Source organism: Flavivirga aquatica (genome assembly GCF_001747085.1).
In the GTDB taxonomy this organism is placed as follows: Bacteria; Bacteroidota; Bacteroidia; order Flavobacteriales; family Flavobacteriaceae; genus Algibacter_C; species Algibacter_C aquatica.
The window spans coordinates 718,689-736,699 of the sequence record NZ_MDJD01000007.1 but is presented as its reverse complement, the minus strand read 5'-3'; the positions used below and the strand labels follow the sequence as shown (position 1 = coordinate 736,699).

Here is an 18,011-nt window from a genome sequence, read left to right as displayed (position 1 = left end):
ATTATGAGTAGTTTTGAAAACTAACTTATTCTTGAAATAAGAAGAAGTGGTTAATTAATATATAAATATTTTAAATTTTATGAAACAAAAGTTATTTTTCATTTGGGCATGTTTTTCAATATGTTTTGCTTTCTCTCAATCAGTTTTTATTAATGAAGTTGATACAGATACAGAAGGTAGAGATACCGAGGAGTTTATTGAATTATATGATGGAGGTGTAGGAAATACTTCTTTAGACGGTTTGGTTGTTGTACTTTACAATGGAAACAGTAATTTAAGCTATAAAGCTTTTGATTTAAATGGTTTTTCAACTAACGCAGAAGGGTATTTTGTATTAGGAAATACAGGTGTTCCTAATGTGTCATTAGTATTTGGTGGTAACGGGCTTCAAAATGGAGCAGATGCCGTGGCTCTATATAGTGGGAGTGTATCTGAATTTCCTAACAATACAACTATAACTACAGATAACTTAATTGATGCTATAGTTTATGATACTAACGATGCTGATGATGCAGAGCTTTTAGTATTGTTAAATGCAGGTGAAATGCAAGTAAATGAAAATGAACTAGGGGAAAGTGCCTCTCAATCATTACAACGTATTCCTAATGGAGCTGGAGGTTTACGAAATACAAATACATATGCACAAGTAGTACCAACTCCAGGTGTTAAAAATGGTGCTGTTATTGCAATTCCAGGGGAGATAATTAGTATTAAAGAAGCAAGAAATGTTGCCGAAGGAACTGCTGTAACAATAACAGGGGTTTTAACTGTAACCGATAATTTTTCTGGACCTGCATTTATTCAGGATGCTACAGGTGGTATTGCTGTTTTTGATGAGTTAGTTCATGGCGAAGGTGTTTTTACAGTTGGAGATTCTATAACATTAACAGGTTTTAGAGCAGTTTTTAATGACCAAATACAAATAACATCTGTTTTAAATGTTGAAAATAATGGATTACCCATAAAACCAATAGAGCCAGCAACTATCACATTAAGTGAATTAAGTGAGCATTCAGGAGAGTTAGTTAGAGTTGTAAACACGACATTTCCTGAGCCAAGAAATTTATTATTTGGTAACTCTAATTTTATATTAACAGATGCAAGTGGTACAGGGGCGTTACGTATAGATAATGATGTTGCAGAGATTGTTGGGTTAGCGCAACCTGAACAGTGTAGTGAACTTACTGGGGTTATTGGAAGGTTTAGAGACTTCTTTCAATTATTACCAAGATTTCGTAAAGATATTCCTTGTGCGGAAGAGTTTGTTCCTGGCGGCAGCACATCAAATATTCCTAGAGTACAAACTTTAGATGTGGTGACTTGGAATATAGAATGGTTTGGAGATGAGAGGAATTCGCCTGCAGCTGGAAATTCAAATTCTGATGCTATACAACGAGATAGTGTGAAAACGGTTATTAGGAACTTAAAGGCAGACGTTATTGCGGTTCAGGAAATTACAGATGTTGCTTTGTTTACTCAAATGATTAATGAATTAGATGATTACAGTTTTATTTTATCAGAAGGAACGTCTGGAGGACCAAATTCAGAGGGAGCGCAGCATGTAGGGTTTATTTATAAAAACAACACTGTTTCACCAGTATCTTCAAGACCGATGTTTACTTCAATTCACCCGTTGTATAATGGAGGAAATGCTTCTGCATTATTAGATTATCCAAATACACCAAGTCGTTTTTATGCTAGTGGACGTCTTCCTTTTTTAATGACAGCCGATGTGACTATTGAGGGGGTTACAGAACAAGTAGATTTTATAGCATTACACGCTAGGGCTAATAGTAGTAATGGACAGCAATCTAGGTATGATATGAGACGTTATGATGTTGAGGTTTTAAAAGATAGTTTGGATGCTAATTTTGCAGACAGAAAATTTGTTATAGCTGGAGATTTTAATGACGATGTAGATGTAACGGTGGCTAATGTAAATACTACAGAGACATCGTATTTAGAATTTGTAAAAGATATTGAAAATTATAGCATTCCTACTGCTGCTTTAAGTGAAGCAGGGTTAAGGTCTTATGTTTTTAATAATAATGTGATTGATCATATTGTATTATCAAATGAGTTAAGTGACTATTTTGTTGAAGCATCGTCTACAGTACATTTTGAGTTTTTTGATAATGATTATAGTTCAACGACTTCAGATCATTTCCCAGTTTCTGTACGTTTACAATTCGAAAAAGTAGAACCATTAGTTGTAAATATAGAACATGATAATATTACTTGTAATGGGGCAGGAAATGGACAAATTATTGCTATGCCTACTGGAGGAGTAGCTCCGTTTTCTTATTTATGGAGTAATGGGAAAACAACAAAAAGTATATCTAATTTAGCAGCAGGAACATATTATGTTATTGTTACTGACGCTTTGGGAGAAGAAGTAATGTCTGAGGATATTGTAATTTCTCAACCAGAAGCTATTACGTTCGATGTTACTGAAGATCAAAAAATAGTAGTTGGTTATGGAGCTAAAAAGGTTATGATTTTAGAAGTTACAAATATTATAGGAGGTGTTTCAGGGTACACTATGTTATGGAGTACAGGTGATACAGGAGAAAGTATAGAAGTGTCTCCAGAAGAAACAACAGTTTATGCGGTAACGGTAACAGATGCTAGTGGATGTTCTGTGGTAAAAGAAGTTACAGTTAATGTAGAAGATGTTAGTTGTCCTAATTATTTTGGAAAAGGGGTGACTGTTTGTTTTAAAGGGCAGGCGCTTTGTGTCTCTAAATATACAGTGAAATATTTTTTAAGAAAAGGAGCTGTTTTAGGTTCTTGTATGGAGGATATTGAAACACCAGTGGTGGTTAAGGCTAAAGTATTTCCAAACCCTATATATTATAATTATACCAATGTGTTTTTAAGAGCAAGGTTTAATAGTGAGCTAATTTTTAAAATTTATACTAAAGAGGGTGTTTTAGTTGAAATAAAAAAAGCACAAGTTCATAAAGGGTTTAATAGAATACCATTAAAAGTATCTTCGCTAAAAAGAGGTTTATATATTTTAAAAATTATTGATGCTGGTGAGAATATAAACGGCATTCGTATTCTTAAGTTGTAATTAAGTTTTATAAATGCAAGTTGAAAAATAGAAGTGCTCGATTTTATCGGGCATTTTTATTTTTGTTTATGATGTTTTTATTAGAATATATGGTGTTTTTTTTCTTGAATAATGTCTATGACATTGGTAATATCTCTATTACTTTTCCATAAACATGTTTTGTCCAACCGTTAATTCTTCCGTGATTATTACCAATTAATAAGCCACGTTTGTTATTTTTTCCTTTAACAAGATGTGTAAAGCAATTGCCTCTAACTTTACAATAAACAATATCTCCGGGTTTACAATCTTCCCATATAATGGGTTTCAGTTTTACGGGTTGTTTAGATTTTAGTAGAGGTAACATAGAATTACCGGGTTCTTTTGAAATAATAGTTTCCCCATTTTGTAGTTTTTGAATTTTCCAATTCATAATATTTAATTTTAAATGTTATGTAAGTCATTTTTGGCTTACATAGCCTTCAAAATTTTTCAAAAGACTTTCAATGAACTAAGGCAAAGATATATAAATTAATCTATACGTTTTAAAAAGACGGTTTTTCCTTTATCAATATCTACGTGATGTTCGAAAAACACTTTATTTCCATTTAAGTTTCCTTCAACTAAATAATAATTCCCTTTAAAGTAAGATTGCGTTATTGTGGCTTTTAAGGTTGAAGTTTCTACCACTTGTAATTGATTCGCGTAGATAATAGTATTATTAATAATATTAAACTCTCCAAAAAATGAGGCTATTAAAGGTTTTTCAGGGTTACTATATAAATATTGAGGGGTGTTATTAGCATGGATTTTTTTATCATTTAAGACAATCATCTTGTCTGCAAAACCTAAAACATCGTCTTTATCATGAGTAGCAACAATACAAGCAATATTTTTGTCTTTTAGGTATTTAAAAATACTTCTCCGTAGAGATTGTTTTTTAAAATTATCGATATGACTAAAAGGTTCGTCTAATAGGATAATTTCTGGTTGTTTTGCCAAAGCTCTTGCTAATGCGACACGTTGTTTTTGTCCGCCACTTAATATTTTAACTTTAGTTTTTGCAAAAGAAGTGAGTTCTACAACTTCAAGTAATTCTGCGGTACGTTGCTTTTTTTCTTCTGGAAAGAAATTAGAAAGAAATTTACCTACATTTTCTTCTACGCTTATAAACGGCATTAAATCGAATTCTTGAGCGACATATTTCATGAAATCATAGCCAATAACCAGATTATATTTTGGACCTAAAACCTCTTGGTCTTTCCAGAATATTTGTCCGTTATCTAGATCGTATTCACCATATATAACTTTTAATAGTGTGCTTTTTCCAGAGCCACTTTCGCCAATAATAGAAAGATGTTCGCCTTTTTCTACTACAAAAGATATGTCTTCTAAAACAGTTGTTTTATTGTAACTAAAAGTAATGTGCTTTGCTTGTAACATTTTTAATTTTGAAGTGCAAAAATACTATAAAAAAACGCGCTTAATAATCAAGCGCGTTTATAATATTTACTTTTAAGGTGTTATCCTTTTATTTTTCTTCAGTTTTATTTGGTAATACATTAAATCCCATATTGTATAACGTAAATCCAAAAATATCTGCATATTGTTCAATAGTTTTACTTACTGGTGTGCCAGCTCCATGACCAGCATCAGTTTCAATTCTAATAAGTGTTGGATTATTTCCAGATTGTTTACTTTGTAGTTCTGCTGCAAATTTAAAACTATGGGCAGGCACAACTCTATCATCATGATCTCCTGTGGTTACTAAAGTCGATGGATATTCAACTCCCGATTTCACATTGTGGATTGGTGAATAATTTTTAAGATATTCGAACATTTCTTTGTTGTCTTCTGCAGTACCGTAATCGTATGCCCAACCTGCTCCAGCAGTAAAGGTATGATAGCGAAGCATATCTAAAACGCCTACGGCTGGTAATGCTACTTTTGCTAAGTCTGGACGCTGTGTCATGGTTGCTCCGACTAATAAACCACCATTTGATCCTCCTCTAATCGCTAAGTATTCTGTAGATGTATATTTGTTAGCTTTTAAATATTCCGCAGCAGCGATAAAATCATCAAATACATTTTGTTTTCGTAGTTTAGTTCCTGCATCGTGCCAAGCTTTTCCGTATTCACCACCTCCACGTAGGTTGGGAACAGCGTAAACCCCGCCTTGCTCCATCCAAACAGCATTAGTAATGCTAAAGTTTGGTGTTAAGCTAATGTTGAAGCCTCCGTAGCCATATAAAATTGTTGGGTTTTTTCCATTTAGTTCTAGTCCCTTTTTATGGGTAATAATCATAGGAACTTTTGTGCCATCTTTTGATGTGTAAAAGACTTGGTTGCTTTCATATTCATCACTATTGAATGTTATTGATGGTTTCCAATGTAATTCACTTTCACCTGTATCTATATTTAGTTTGTATATGCTAGATGGTGTGTTGTAATTTGTAAACGAAAAGTAATCTGATTTTTCTTCTTTTTTAGCTCCAAAACCATCAGCAGTTCCTAAGCCAGGAAGTTTAATGTCTCTAATAAAATTACCGTTATAATCGTATTGTTTTACTTTAGAAATAGCATCAACCATATAATGTGCTAAAAAATAGCCTCCACTAGTTGATGCTTTTAAAACATGTTTAGTTTCTGGGATAACGTCTATCCAGTTTTCTGGCGTTGGGTTAGTTATATTGGTAGAAACAATTTTTTTATTTGGAGCATTTAAATTTGTGACAAGAAATAATTTACTGCCTTCGTTTTCGATAATTTGGGTATCGCTATCTGTGTGATTTAGAATGGTAATAAATGGACCACTTGGGTTAGAAAGATCTTTTATAAAAAGTTTATTTCCAGAGGTAGATATGCTAGCAGATATTATTAGATATGTATTGTCTTCGGTTACTGCAGCGTATATATAACGATGTTTTTCTTTAGGGGTTCCTCCAAAAATTAAAACATCTTCTTTTTGTGGTGTTCCTAATTTGTGGTAGTATACTTTGTGCTGATCTGTTTTTGCAGAAAGCTCACTGCCCTCAGGTTTATCGTAGCTAGAATAATAGAAACCTTCATTTTTATACCAAGAGATATTACCAAACTTTACATCAATAATGGTGTCTTCAATAATTTCTTTGGTTTCTGTGTTCATGGTTAAAATTTTCCTCCAATCACTTCCACCTTCAGAAATGGAATATGCTAACAGGCTGCCGTCTTTTGAGAAACTCATACCTCCTAAAGAAACCGTTCCGTCTTTTGAAAATGTGTTAGGGTTTAGGAAAATTTCAGGGTCGTCATTATCTATGTTTCTGTAATAAACATTCTGATTTTGAAGCCCGTCATTTTTTGAAAAATAAGTGTATTTGCCTTTGATAAATGGTGCGCCTACTTTTTCGTAATTCCATAAATTAGAAAGACGTTCTTTTAGTTGTTTTCTAAAAGGAATGTTTTCTAAATAATTATTAGTTGTTCTATTTTGGGTTTTTACCCAAGTTTCGGTTTCTGGACTTCTGTCATCTTCTAGCCAGCGATATGGATCTTTTACTTCAACATCAAAATAAGTGTCTTTGGTATCTATGGTTTTGGTCTTCGGGTAATTCACAGTTAACTTGTTTTCTTTCTTGCAGCTTACTAATATGATTAGACATAATAGGCTAAGGATTAATTTTTTCATGATTGAAATTTTGGTTATAAAAATACAGAAAAAGGAGAAGAATTGCTTTTGTATATTTATATAAAGCTTAGATTTGGAATACAAACTAAAATAAGCGCACATCATGAAGTATTGTTTTTTTATTTTCATATTGTTTTTAAGTTTAGAAATGTTTTCTCAAAATTGTATGAATAAAAAGCTTAATGATAGAGATGGTAAAGGGCGGTTAGTTTTTTCTGATGATTTTAATAGAGAAGAAACAGATGATACCAGGGAGGAGTTAGGAAAAGATTGGGTTACTAATAGTTTAAAAAGAGCTAAGGGTATTAAACAAGCAGATTTAAAGGATAATCAATTGCACCTATTTAAGATAAAAGAAGCTAATCATGCTGTTTCTGCTAGGCATAATGCACCATTTAAAAATGGCTTTGTAGAAGTGAAATTTATGATTACAGATAAGAAGGGAATAAATTTTAATTTTAATGATCCTTCTATTAAAGATTTGGCGTGGGCTGGTCATGTCTGTCAAGTTAAAATTACACCAAATGATCAGAAAGAAGGTGTTTTTAAAATGTCGACACATATAAAAAGAAAAGCAGGAGCGAGTAAAGAGGAAGTGAATAAATTGATTAAAGGAACGATTAACAAAGTTAAGAATGAGACTCTTTTTAATACCTGGTATGCTATTAAAATACAATTTACAGAGCATATATTAACGTTATATATTCATGGAAAAGAAATAGGCTTACACACATCTTCTGGTTTTGCGAATATTAAACAGAATATTGCATTTGTAGTTGATAGTTATGCTATTATAGATGATTTAGTAGTTTATAGTTAGAATAGATTGCTCATTTTAATATAAAGTGAGTTAAATCTAAAAAAAGCCTCTATAGAAATAAATCTATAAAGGCTTTTTATTTACAAAGTAAAGGTGTTTTTATACTAAGTTATTTTCAACTAAATACTCAGCAATTTGAATGGTATTGGTTGCAGCTCCTTTACGTAGGTTATCTGCAACAATCCACATATTTAATGTATTTGGTTGTGTTTCGTCACGACGAATACGTCCTACAAAAACATCATCTTTATCATGTGCATAGATTGGCATTGGGTATGTGTTTGTGTCTGTATTATCTTGAACTACAACACCTGGTGTTTCGCTTAATAGTTTACGAACATCAGATAAATCGAAATCATTTTCAAACTCAACATTTACAGATTCAGAGTGTCCACCAGCTGTAGGAATTCTAACAGCAGTAGCAGATATAGAAAATGTACGATCATTCAATATTTTTTGAGGCTCTCTTGCAAGCTTCATTTCTTCTTTAGTATATCCATTATCTTGAAATACATCACAATGTGGTAATGCGTTTCTACCAATTGGGTAAGGATAAGCCATTTCCCCGTCAATACCAGCGATTTCATTTTCTAATTGTCTTACAGCTTTAACGCCTGTACCAGAAACCGATTGATATGTTGAAACCACCACACGTTTCATTTTATATTTATCATGAAGTGGAGACAATGCCATTACTAATTGAATTGTAGAACAATTTGGATTGGCTATAATTTTATCGTCTTTTGTTAATTCATTTGCATTAATTTCTGGAACGACTAATTTTTTAGTAGGATCCATTCTCCATGCAGAAGAATTATCAACAACTGTAGAGCCTGCTTCAGCAAATTTTGGAGCCCATTCTAAAGATGTGTCTCCGCCTGCTGAAAACAATGCGATATCTGGACGCATAGAAACAGCAGTATCTAAACCTACTACTTTGAAATCTGTGCCTTTATATGTAATTATCTTTCCAATAGATCTTTCTGAAGCTACAGGAATTAATTCAGTTATAGGAAAATTACGTTCTTCAAGAACTTTTAGCATCACTTCGCCAACCATACCAGTGGCACCAACTACAGCTACTTTCATCTGTGTTATATTTAATGTTATTTAATTTTATGACGTAATATCCATGTTAATATTTGATAGTTAATGACTAAGCTAATTAGTATGGATATGTCATCTTAATTTTTATTTAATCAAATTCTATGGCAAAACTAAGTATTAATTCTTTTTTAGAATCTAAAAAAAGCCCTCATTTTATAAAAACAAGGGCTTTTTAACAACAAATAACACTGTGTTGTTTATTTTACAATTTGTTATTTTTTTAACAAATCTCTTATTTCTGCAAGTAAATCTTCTTGAGAAGGCCCTGTAGGAGCTGCAGGAGCAGGTTCTTCTTTCTTTTTTAACTTATTAACACCTTTTACAATTAAGAACATAACAAAAGCAACAATAATAAAATCAATAACGTTGGTTAAGAATGCTCCCCAAAGTACAGATACTTCACCTTGTATAATACCATCTGCATTGGCAACACCTTCTTTAATAACATATTTTAAATCTTTGAAATTTGCATTGAATATTAATCCAATAAGAGGAGAAACTATGCCTCCTGTAAAAGCGGTGACTACTTCTTTAAAGGCTGCACCCATAACAAAACCAACAGCAATGTCTACAAGGTTGCCCTTCATTGCAAATTCCTTAAACTCTTTTAACATGATTTTTAAATTTTAGTTAGTGAAATACTAAAATAATCAAAAAAAATTAACATGTGGTAGGTTTCTTATTTTAAGAATGAGCGTTTAACTCTCTGAGAAATAGATGTTATAAGCTCGTAAGAAATGGTTTTAGCGCTTTTTGCTAAGTGTTCTGCTGTTTGGTTTCTGTCAAAAACAATAACTTCATCACCTTCTTTACAATTAATATTAGTAATATCAACCATTATCATATCCATACAAACATTACCTATAATATAAGCCTTTTGTCCATTAATAGTCACAAAGCTATTACCGTTTCCGTATTGTCTGCCAATACCATCTGCATGACCAATAGGAAGTGTTGCTGTTTTTTGAAAAGAATGACTTTTAAAAGCTCTATTGTAACCAACAGATTCACCTTTTTTAATGTTATGAATTTGAGAAATTATGGTTTTTAATGAGGCAATAGGCTTTAAATGTGTATTTTCTTTTTCAGAATTTCCAAAACCATATAAACCAATGCCTGTTCTAACCATATCAAAATGTGCTTCGGGATAGTTTAAAATACCAGATGTGTTACAGATATGTAATATGGGTTTGTAACCAATAGTTTTTATAAAATGATTACTTATAGTTTTAAAGGTTTCAATTTGATTTAAAGTAAATATTCTTTCGTTTAAATCTTCACTAGCTGCCAAATGCGAAAATATTGAAGTTACTTTTACTGCGTTAGTTCCTTTAAGTTTGTGAGTTATTAAATGAACATCATTTTCAGAAAAACCAAGTCGGTTCAACCCTGTGTTAAACTTAATATGGATAGGATAGTCTGTTTGTTTTTCCACGGAAGCGATAGTAATAAATTCATTTAGAATCTTAGTGTTATATAAACTAGGTTCTAAAGTATATGCTATAAGCTTTTTAAAGTTTTTTGCTAAAGGGTGTAATACTAAAATGGGTTTGGTGATACCAGCTTCTCTAAGTGTAATGCCTTCATTAATATACGCTACAGCAAAATAATCCACACCTTGTTCTTGTAGATAGGTAGCTGTTTCTGCGGAATCACTACCGTAAGCATATGCTTTAACTACTGCTAAAAATTTTGTATTGTTTTGTAATTTAGATTTAAGGTGCTGGTAATTATGGTTAAGTGCTTTTAAATCTATTTCAAGCACGGTTTCTTGTGCTTTAAGCATTGGAATCTTTAGGTTTAGAGTTGGCTTCTTCTTTGGCGGCTTCCTTAGCTTTCTTACGTCTATCTTTGTCACGCATCATAGCCTTGTAATAAGCAGCTCTACTTAAAGGTTCGTATTCGTCAACTTCGCCTATTAGGACTAGATCATCGCTTTTTGCTTTTCGGTAACTATATTGTGCTAAGTTCCCTGTTCTTGTGCAAACAGCGTGTACTTTAGTAACATAATCTGCTGTAGCCATTAAGAAAGGCATGGGGCCAAAAGGGTTACCTTTAAAATCCATGTCTAATCCAGCTACAATAACACGTATACCTTTGTTTGCTAAATCGTTACAGATGCGTACAATTTCATCATCAAAAAATTGAGCTTCATCTATGCCAACAACATCACAGCCATCTGCTAAAATAGGAATGTTAGCAGCGGCAGGAACTGGTGTAGAGCGTATTTCGTTATCGTCATGAGAGACTACCATATCTTCATTATAACGTACATCTATAGTAGGCTTAAAAATTTCGACGCGTTGCTTGGCAAATTGAGCGCGTTTAAGTCTTCGGATTAATTCTTCGGTTTTTCCAGAAAACATAGAGCCACAGATAACTTCTATCCATCCAAATTGTTCTTTATGATTTACTGTATTTTCAAGAAACATTTCGTAATTTTAACACTAAAATAAAGCTATTATTGATTTGTATAAAGGTGACGTAAATTTATTAAAAATCAAAAGCCTAAATAGCAATAATTAATAAAATTATAAATAAATGAAGAAGAAGTTAGAATCTGAACTCATTAGTATAGCCCATAGAATTCTGAAATTGAAGGGTAAAGAGGATGTTGTAAAGATGCATGCAGAAGTATCTGTTCTTTATGAAAGATTGTCTGTGTTGAAGTTTGCGTATGAAAATTATGAAGGAGATGCACCAACTATTGGGAGTGATTCTTCTTTTTTTGGAATGCTAGATAGTGCTTTTAATAATAAAGTTAGCGATAATATTGAGGTTGAAGATAAAATATATGTTAATCTTGATGAGGTTGAGGATGAGGCTATTATGGAGCCTGTGATGGAGAAAATTAAAGATATGGTAGCGCAAATGCCTCAAGAAGCAGAGATTGTTGATACCATTTTTGAAGAAGCTGTTCCTAAAAGTATACCTCAGAAAACGGATTTAGAAGATCTTACAGCTGGATTTAAGGATATGCCTATTTTTGAGCCTGCTTCTAAAATACAGAACGGGATTTCAAATGATAAAAAATCATTGAATGATAAACTAAAAAGTGGCGGGCTTAATATAGGACTTAATGATAAGATCGCTTTTATAAAGCATTTGTTTGATGGTAAAAGTGAAGATTATGATCGCGTATTATCACAATTAAACACTTTTGTTTCTCATGATAATGCAGTAAACTTTATTAAAGATATTGTAAAGCCAGATTATAATAATTGGGAAGGAAAAGAAGAGTTTGAAGTGCGTTTAATGGAAATTATAGGAAGTAAGTTTCTTTAATTAGAGTGTTTTAACACTAAAAAAGGGTTGTACTTTACTTATGATTATTATATTCTTAGGTTAAGAAACTTATTAATAGTTTCATTACTTGCTTTTTTAAAAAACCCTCAAAACTTATTGTTAAATCACTAATAATATAGGAGTAATTAGTAATAAATGAGTAAACTCTACATTGTACCAACGCCAATAGGTAATTTAAAAGACATGACCTTTAGAGCGGTTGAAGCTTTAAAAGATGTCGATTTAATTCTTGCTGAAGACACCCGAACATCGGGGAAATTATTAAAACATTTTGAAATTTCAACCCATATGCAATCTCACCATATGCATAATGAACATAAAACGGTTGATGCAATTATACAAAAACTAAAAAGCGGAACAACCGTTGCGCTTATTAGTGATGCAGGGACACCTGCTATTTCAGATCCAGGATTTTTATTAACGCGTGCTTGTATTGAAAATAATATAGAAGTTGATTGTTTACCAGGAGCTACAGCATTTGTACCTGCTTTGGTTAATTCTGGTTTGCCTAACGATAAATTTGTGTTTGAAGGTTTTTTACCTGTTAAAAAAGGACGACAAACACGACTATTATTACTAGCAGAAGAAACGCGAACCATTATTTTCTATGAAAGTCCGCATAAATTGGTAAAAACCTTAGGGCATTTTTGTGAATATTTTGGTGAAGACAGGCAAGTGTCGGTATCGCGAGAATTAACAAAGCTGTTTGAAGAAACGATTCGTGGTACAGCAAAAGAAGTGTTAGATTATTATACCAATAAACCACCAAAAGGTGAAATAGTTGTTATTGTTGGTGGTAAAAATAAACCCCTAAAGGGTTAGTTAAAAAATATAAAATGAATTTAGAAGTATTTAAAAATAAATTAAAAAACAATCCAAAGGATATTGATTTTTCTGAAACAATGAGTACTATTGAAGCTAATTACGAGTTTACTCCAACAGCTTTTACTAATGGAACATTGATTAATGGAGTAGGAGAAAATTCAGGATCATGTAAATTATTTGCATTTGCAAAAGTTCAAGGTTTTACAAAAGATGAAACGTTAGCTTGTTTTGGTAAGTTTTATTTTGACGATGTTTTAAATAATCCTAATGGAGCTGGACACCAAAACATTAGAAATTTTATGAATACTGGTTTTGATGGTTTAGCTTTTGATGGTGAACCGTTAACGGAAAAGTAAATATTATTTTGAGGATAGTGAAAGTTCTCTAAAAAGTTAAATACACGGCTGTTATTAAGGAGGTAAAACTAAGAGGATGTGTCGAATAGTAGTTTTATAATTAATGTTTTTGTTAAGCAATAGGCAGATTGCTACGCCGCTAAAAAAAGTGTCTCGCAATGACTAAACTATAATGTTTTGGTGATTAAGGGGGTGCGACTGAAGTAACCTGTTAGATGATAGGCCTTAGTTAAAAGGTGTTCTTTTATTAACACTTTTGGTAAGTAATAAACAGATTGTCATGTTGCAAAAAAGAGCTTTAAAGTAACAGTATACATAACTATTTTTATCATGCAAGATTTACTTAAAAGTATAAAACAATGCACCATTTGCGAAAAACATTTGCTTTTAGGTCCTCGCCCTGTAGTATCTGCACATCCAGAATCTAAAATTGTGATTATAGGTCAAGCTCCAGGAACCAAAGTGCATGAATCCGGAATTCCTTGGGATGATGCCAGTGGTAAACAATTGCGAAAATGGTTAAACGTATCTGAAGAAGATTTTTACGATATAACTAAATTTGCTATAATCCCTATGGGGTTTTGTTACCCTGGAAAAGGTAAAACAGGTGACCTGCCGCCTAGACCAGAATGTGCACCTCAATGGCATAAATTATTACTGGAAAAATTACAAAATGTAGAATTGATACTTTTAATTGGCATGTATGCCCAAAAATACTATTTAGGTAAAACAGCTAAGAAAACATTAACAGAAACAGTAGCAAATTATAAAGAATATCTTCCTAAATATTTGCCCTTACCACATCCGTCGCCTAGAAATCGTTTTTGGTTAACAAAGAACCCTTGGTTTGAAGTTGAAGTCTTGCCAGAGTTAAGGGAACGAGTTTTCAAAGTTTATATAAATTAAATTTCAATGTTAGAAACATTTAATTACTTGAATTAAATGATGATTTTACTTATATATACATTTTATTTACTAGAGACTATAAAACACCTTGATAACTGTTTTAAATTTATTCTTCTATAGAGGTTAATTTACTTTATAAAATAGATTTTGTATTTAGTAAAGTAGGTTAAAGGTTAAATTTGAAAAATGATGATGAAGTATATTAATAATGTTATTTGTTTGTTTCTGTTTCTAAATGTAAGCTGTCAGAATAGTATAAAAAATAGTGTATTAGAAAATAGTTTGGTTAAAGTAGATTTTAACGGATTTACAGGAAATTATTCAGTATACGATAAAAGAGACGGTAGTTTGGTTATTAGTAATGCTTCATTTTCTGTAAATGAAAATGTATCTACAGATGGATATCAGTTCACTTTTTCAAAAAATAAAGTTAACGATATTATTGGTAAAGGTGAGATGTTAGTGATAAAGGGGGCTAAAAAAGGTGCGTCCTCACTAATTTTAGAACTGTCTCTTTTTAAAGATAAAACCTTTTTAGTACTAAATCAAGGTATAGAAAATAATGAAGATAGCGCTTTAGTGGTCAAAAAATTTACACCTATTAATGGAGTAGCGTTTAGCAATTTTTCTTTTGAAAATTATAAGACTTTAGATGGTGATAATGGACAAAAACTAACTCAGGTTACCAGTGGTAAAAGTTTAAAATCTTCAAACAATATCTTAGTTACTTTTGGTAAAAAAGGCGCTAGAAAGCATGCTTTAGTTTTTGGTGGCTTAACGTATAATGAATTTCAGAAGTTTGCAGAAGTCGATAAGCTAGATAAATATTTGAATATTAAATTAAAAGCTTCAGATCCTGTAGGGAAATTGGTTGATGCACATACTTCTTATGTATTTAAAGATAAGTTTTATTTAGATTTTGCTACAGATAACCGCTTTGAGGCTCTTGATAAATATGGTAAAACATTAAAGATTGCTAATCATGTAGACTTACGAGGTATAGATTATCCAGTACTTAATTTCTGGTATTGTTATAAAGATTTTTTTGGAAATGGAAAGTTTCGTAATAATTCTTTAGGAGTGATTGAAGAGTTAGAGGAAATTAAAAAAACAGGTTTTTTAAAGTATGGTCCAATTGCGCTACGATTAGAACCAGACGATTATGCAAACCCTAATAATCAACAAGGTTGGTGGGATGATAAACACTGGCAGATGTACAAAGGCGGACAATTGTTAAAGCCTTTAGAAACTATAAAAAAATGGGGAGAGAAAGTACAAGAACTAGGAGGTATTCCTTATTTCTATTGTCAGACTGCGAGAAGATCAAACGATTATTGTACAACCTATCCAGAGCATACTTTATTTAATAATCCATTAGCCAAAAGGTCTAATGGAGGTGGTTTTGGTAAGAATAAAAAAGGCTTTTGGTCTTACGATTTTACCGATAAAGGTTTTATTAGTCATATGAACGATGTATACGCTAATTTAAAAAGCGGAGGCTTAAAAGGAATTAAGTTTGATTACCCTTTTACAGGATGGGCTTATGATGGTGGTTTCGAAGATAAATACGCTACAACAACGTCTGCTTACAGGAATATCTATAGGTTGGCTTACGAAGGCTTAGGCAATGGTAGCGATGTGCAAGAGCGAATTCCTCCTTTTGGAGATGTAACCTTAGGGCTTTCTACAACACAACGAACCGAAGGCGATTGCGATTGGGTATATCCTGGTAGAATTACCAAAACAGGTTTAAGGTGGTATAAAAATAGGGTGGTAACCAATTACGATCACGATCCTATAAATCCATACCATATATATCCAGCAAATACAGATCGTGGTTGGCAAACAGCAATTACTATGACTTATCTAACAAGTGGACGTTTGGAAGTTGGGAAGTATTTAGAAGAAATGACCGACAAGATGCGTTACGATTTATCGCGTGCAGTACCTTTGTTTACCGAAGAAAAAAGCCCAAGACCTTTAGATGCTTTTTCAGGAGGTATGTATCCTTCTATTTATGATTTAGAATTAACGCCCTCATGGCATATTTTAACGTTTTATAATCATAAAATAGAAAAACAGAAATGGCCTAAAAACTCATATCATTATGGACATATAGCTAAAGATCCTAATAAAAAGCAATTTGAGCCTAATAAATTATTACCTAACACTGTTTCTGTATTACTTAGTGATAAAACTGATGACGGAGGATTAGGGTTAGATGCTTCAAAAAAATATCATATCTATGATTTCTGGAATTGGAAGTACTTAGGGAATCACGATGCGAATTCTAAATTTAGTCAAATATTAGAGCCTGGAGAAGCCAGAATTATGGCTGTTCATGAAGTGAAAAATCGCCCTCAGTTTTTATCAACGAATAGACATTTGTTACAAGGATATTTAGATATGGAAAAACAGCCCTCTTGGAGAGAAAATAATAAAACTTTATCTGGAGCTTCAAAGTTAATTGGTGGAGAGGACTATAAAATTATTATAGCAAGTAATGGTTTTAATTTAAAAATGATAGACATTAAAAATGCAACTTATAAAATAAACAAAAAGGAAACTTTAAGTGAATTATTGTATGAAGTTGTGTTGCATTCTAAAGTGAATAATACTATTTCATGGCATGCTGTTTTTGAATAAGCACTAGCAAGAATTATTTAGGCAATCTAAACTTTTTAGATAACGAAAATTGAAAAATACTACCTTCTCCCATAATAGAAGATACAGTGATTTTTCCTCCAAGGTTTTCAACTATTTTTTTAACAGTAGCTAATCCAATACCAGTACCAATATTTCCGTCTTTATCTGGAACGCCTACAACAGAGAAAAGTTCGAATATTTTGTTAAGGTGCTCTTTTGGGATGCCATCTCCATTGTCTTTTACAGTGAACTCGTAAAAATTATCTATTTCTAATAAGTTTATATTTATAACTTTTTTAGGTTTCGAATTGTATTTTATAGCATTAGTAATAAGGTTTATTAGTATTTGCATTAAAGCAGCTTTGTTGGTGAAAAACACATCAATTTCTGAATGTAAATTGAGAACTGTATTAATACTTATGTTAGTAATCATTTTTACTTCTTGCAACAATGATTTAATATTTGTTTTTTCCTGCTTTTGTAATAATAAATCGTCACTATTATAGAATCTTAAAAGACCATCTATATAGTTTTTTAAAGAGTTAGATGAGGTTTTTAAATATTCTATATACTGTAAAGATTCTTCATTAAGAAACCCTTGGTTTTCTTCTTCTAATAGTTCGGTTAATGAAATAATATTAGATAAAGGAGATTTAAGGTCATGAGAAACTATACGTGCAAATGTTTTTAGGTTTTCGTTTCTTTTCCTAAGTCTTTCTTGATATTGTAATAGTTTTAAGTTTTGGTAGCGTTGTTCAAATAAACTAACAACTTGTTTAGACATAGATATTAATGCTTTTATTTGTTGCTTAGTTAATTGTCTTGGTTTGTGGTCGTAAACACATAATGTGCCTAGTTTATAGCCATCTGAATCGACAAGAGGAGCTCCTGCGTAAAAGATGGCTTTATATTCACTTACTAAGGGATTATCTATAAATCTAATGTCTTCTCTAGCATCTTTTATAATTGTAATTGGAGATTCTGAATTTATAGCATGACCGCAAAACGAAATATCTCTAGGAGATTCATTAAAAGGAATGCCATAGTGTGATTTTAAAAAATTACGCTTTTTATCTAAAAGGGTAATTAATGATATTGGAGCATCACATATATAAGACATAAGTGTTGTAATGTTATCATAATTATCTTCTGGTAAAGTGTCTAATAATTGATATTTTTCAACAGCATTTTGTCTATACTTTTCATTTTCAGGATATTGTGGTGATATCATAGTTTAGTTTAGTAGAATTTAAATAATAAATAACTACATATTTAGATATCGCAAGGTACTAAAAATAATGTTTAATCGTAATAATTATATTT

The 18,011-nt window shown here is 31.8% G+C and carries 15 protein-coding genes; 7 read left to right on the top strand and 8 right to left on the bottom strand.

Annotated elements, in window-relative coordinates; translation table 11 throughout:
- Positions 1 to 79: 79 nt before the first annotated feature.
- The gene (locus A8C32_RS03755; protein WP_069829096.1) at positions 80 to 3,076 is read left to right on the top strand and encodes an endonuclease/exonuclease/phosphatase family protein; all 2,997 of its coding nucleotides are present in this window, start codon (positions 80 to 82) and stop codon (positions 3,074 to 3,076) included.
- Positions 3,077 to 3,191: 115 nt separating this feature from the next.
- On the opposite strand, the gene A8C32_RS03750 is transcribed toward A8C32_RS03755, so the two are convergent.
- The 3 genes from A8C32_RS03750 to A8C32_RS03740 form a co-directional block, all read right to left on the bottom strand.
- Positions 3,192 to 3,488 (bottom strand): hypothetical protein, encoded by a 297-nt coding sequence (locus A8C32_RS03750; protein WP_069829095.1) that lies wholly within the window; start codon positions 3,486 to 3,488, stop codon positions 3,192 to 3,194.
- Positions 3,489 to 3,586: 98 nt separating this feature from the next.
- Positions 3,587 to 4,498, bottom strand: coding sequence for an ABC transporter ATP-binding protein (locus A8C32_RS03745; protein WP_069829094.1), 912 nt, complete (start codon positions 4,496 to 4,498; stop codon positions 3,587 to 3,589).
- A gap of 88 nt (positions 4,499 to 4,586) precedes the next feature.
- The gene (locus tag A8C32_RS03740; RefSeq protein WP_069829093.1) at positions 4,587 to 6,722 is read right to left on the bottom strand and encodes a prolyl oligopeptidase family serine peptidase; all 2,136 of its coding nucleotides are present in this window, start codon (positions 6,720 to 6,722) and stop codon (positions 4,587 to 4,589) included.
- A 166-nt stretch (positions 6,723 to 6,888) separates the two neighbouring features.
- Here A8C32_RS03740 and A8C32_RS03735 point away from each other — a divergent pair, with 166 nt between their 5' ends.
- Positions 6,889 to 7,542, top strand: coding sequence for a hypothetical protein (locus A8C32_RS03735; protein WP_123803311.1), 654 nt, complete (start codon positions 6,889 to 6,891; stop codon positions 7,540 to 7,542).
- 99 nt (positions 7,543 to 7,641) lie between these two features.
- Here A8C32_RS03735 and A8C32_RS03730 read toward each other — a convergent pair whose 3' ends face one another.
- The 4 genes from A8C32_RS03730 to A8C32_RS03715 all read right to left on the bottom strand — a co-directional run bounded on the left by A8C32_RS03730 (position 7,642) and on the right by A8C32_RS03715 (position 11,081).
- The gene (locus A8C32_RS03730; RefSeq protein WP_069829091.1) at positions 7,642 to 8,631 is read right to left on the bottom strand and encodes an aspartate-semialdehyde dehydrogenase; all 990 of its coding nucleotides are present in this window, start codon (positions 8,629 to 8,631) and stop codon (positions 7,642 to 7,644) included.
- Between the two features lie 230 nt (positions 8,632 to 8,861).
- Positions 8,862 to 9,263 (bottom strand): large conductance mechanosensitive channel protein MscL, encoded by a 402-nt coding sequence (mscL, locus tag A8C32_RS03725; protein WP_069829090.1) that lies wholly within the window; start codon positions 9,261 to 9,263, stop codon positions 8,862 to 8,864.
- Between the two features lie 65 nt (positions 9,264 to 9,328).
- Complete coding sequence (gene alr / locus A8C32_RS03720; protein ID WP_069829089.1) at positions 9,329 to 10,435, bottom strand: alanine racemase; 1,107 nt, start codon at positions 10,433 to 10,435, stop codon at positions 9,329 to 9,331.
- On the bottom strand, positions 10,428 to 11,081 hold the full coding sequence (locus A8C32_RS03715; RefSeq protein WP_069829088.1) for a thymidine kinase: 654 nt from the start codon (positions 11,079 to 11,081) through the stop codon (positions 10,428 to 10,430). The genes alr and A8C32_RS03715 overlap by 8 nt, the downstream gene beginning before the upstream one ends.
- Before the next feature lie 109 nt (positions 11,082 to 11,190).
- Between A8C32_RS03715 and A8C32_RS03710 the strand changes: the two genes are divergently transcribed.
- The 5 genes from A8C32_RS03710 to A8C32_RS03690 all read left to right on the top strand — a co-directional run bounded on the left by A8C32_RS03710 (position 11,191) and on the right by A8C32_RS03690 (position 16,688).
- Positions 11,191 to 11,934 carry a DUF8457 domain-containing protein gene (locus tag A8C32_RS03710; RefSeq protein ID WP_069829087.1) on the top strand — a complete coding sequence of 248 codons (744 nt, stop codon included), beginning with the start codon at positions 11,191 to 11,193 and terminating at the stop codon, positions 11,932 to 11,934.
- 156 nt (positions 11,935 to 12,090) lie between these two features.
- On the top strand, positions 12,091 to 12,777 hold the full coding sequence (rsmI, locus tag A8C32_RS03705; RefSeq protein WP_069829086.1) for a 16S rRNA (cytidine(1402)-2'-O)-methyltransferase: 687 nt from the start codon (positions 12,091 to 12,093) through the stop codon (positions 12,775 to 12,777).
- A gap of 14 nt (positions 12,778 to 12,791) precedes the next feature.
- Complete coding sequence (locus tag A8C32_RS03700) at positions 12,792 to 13,136, top strand: HopJ type III effector protein (RefSeq protein WP_069829085.1); 345 nt, start codon at positions 12,792 to 12,794, stop codon at positions 13,134 to 13,136.
- Between the two features lie 330 nt (positions 13,137 to 13,466).
- Positions 13,467 to 14,042, top strand: coding sequence for a uracil-DNA glycosylase family protein (locus A8C32_RS03695; protein ID WP_069829084.1), 576 nt, complete (start codon positions 13,467 to 13,469; stop codon positions 14,040 to 14,042).
- 189 nt (positions 14,043 to 14,231) lie between these two features.
- Entirely contained in the window at positions 14,232 to 16,688 is a 2,457-nt protein-coding gene (locus A8C32_RS03690; RefSeq protein ID WP_165605780.1) for a hypothetical protein, read from the top strand.
- A gap of 13 nt (positions 16,689 to 16,701) precedes the next feature.
- Here A8C32_RS03690 and A8C32_RS03685 read toward each other — a convergent pair whose 3' ends face one another.
- Positions 16,702 to 17,919: a sensor histidine kinase gene (locus tag A8C32_RS03685; protein ID WP_069829082.1), complete on the bottom strand. Its 1,218-nt coding sequence runs from the start codon at positions 17,917 to 17,919 to the stop codon at positions 16,702 to 16,704.
- Positions 17,920 to 18,011 lie beyond the last annotated feature (92 nt).

Coding starts and splice junctions, on each gene's coding strand:
- A8C32_RS03755 (WP_069829096.1), top strand. CDS start 80: ATGAAACAAAAGTTATTTTTCATTTGGGCATGTTTTTCAATATGTTTT.
- A8C32_RS03750 (WP_069829095.1), bottom strand. CDS start 3,488: ATGAATTGGAAAATTCAAAAACTACAAAATGGGGAAACTATTATTTCA.
- A8C32_RS03745 (WP_069829094.1), bottom strand. CDS start 4,498: ATGTTACAAGCAAAGCACATTACTTTTAGTTACAATAAAACAACTGTT.
- A8C32_RS03740 (WP_069829093.1), bottom strand. CDS start 6,722: ATGAAAAAATTAATCCTTAGCCTATTATGTCTAATCATATTAGTAAGC.
- A8C32_RS03735 (WP_123803311.1), top strand. CDS start 6,889: ATGAATAAAAAGCTTAATGATAGAGATGGTAAAGGGCGGTTAGTTTTT.
- A8C32_RS03730 (WP_069829091.1), bottom strand. CDS start 8,631: ATGAAAGTAGCTGTAGTTGGTGCCACTGGTATGGTTGGCGAAGTGATG.
- mscL (WP_069829090.1), bottom strand. CDS start 9,263: ATGTTAAAAGAGTTTAAGGAATTTGCAATGAAGGGCAACCTTGTAGAC.
- alr (WP_069829089.1), bottom strand. CDS start 10,435: ATGCTTAAAGCACAAGAAACCGTGCTTGAAATAGATTTAAAAGCACTT.
- A8C32_RS03715 (WP_069829088.1), bottom strand. CDS start 11,081: ATGTTTCTTGAAAATACAGTAAATCATAAAGAACAATTTGGATGGATA.
- A8C32_RS03710 (WP_069829087.1), top strand. CDS start 11,191: ATGAAGAAGAAGTTAGAATCTGAACTCATTAGTATAGCCCATAGAATT.
- rsmI (WP_069829086.1), top strand. CDS start 12,091: ATGAGTAAACTCTACATTGTACCAACGCCAATAGGTAATTTAAAAGAC.
- A8C32_RS03700 (WP_069829085.1), top strand. CDS start 12,792: ATGAATTTAGAAGTATTTAAAAATAAATTAAAAAACAATCCAAAGGAT.
- A8C32_RS03695 (WP_069829084.1), top strand. CDS start 13,467: ATGCAAGATTTACTTAAAAGTATAAAACAATGCACCATTTGCGAAAAA.
- A8C32_RS03690 (WP_165605780.1), top strand. CDS start 14,232: ATGATGAAGTATATTAATAATGTTATTTGTTTGTTTCTGTTTCTAAAT.
- A8C32_RS03685 (WP_069829082.1), bottom strand. CDS start 17,919: ATGATATCACCACAATATCCTGAAAATGAAAAGTATAGACAAAATGCT.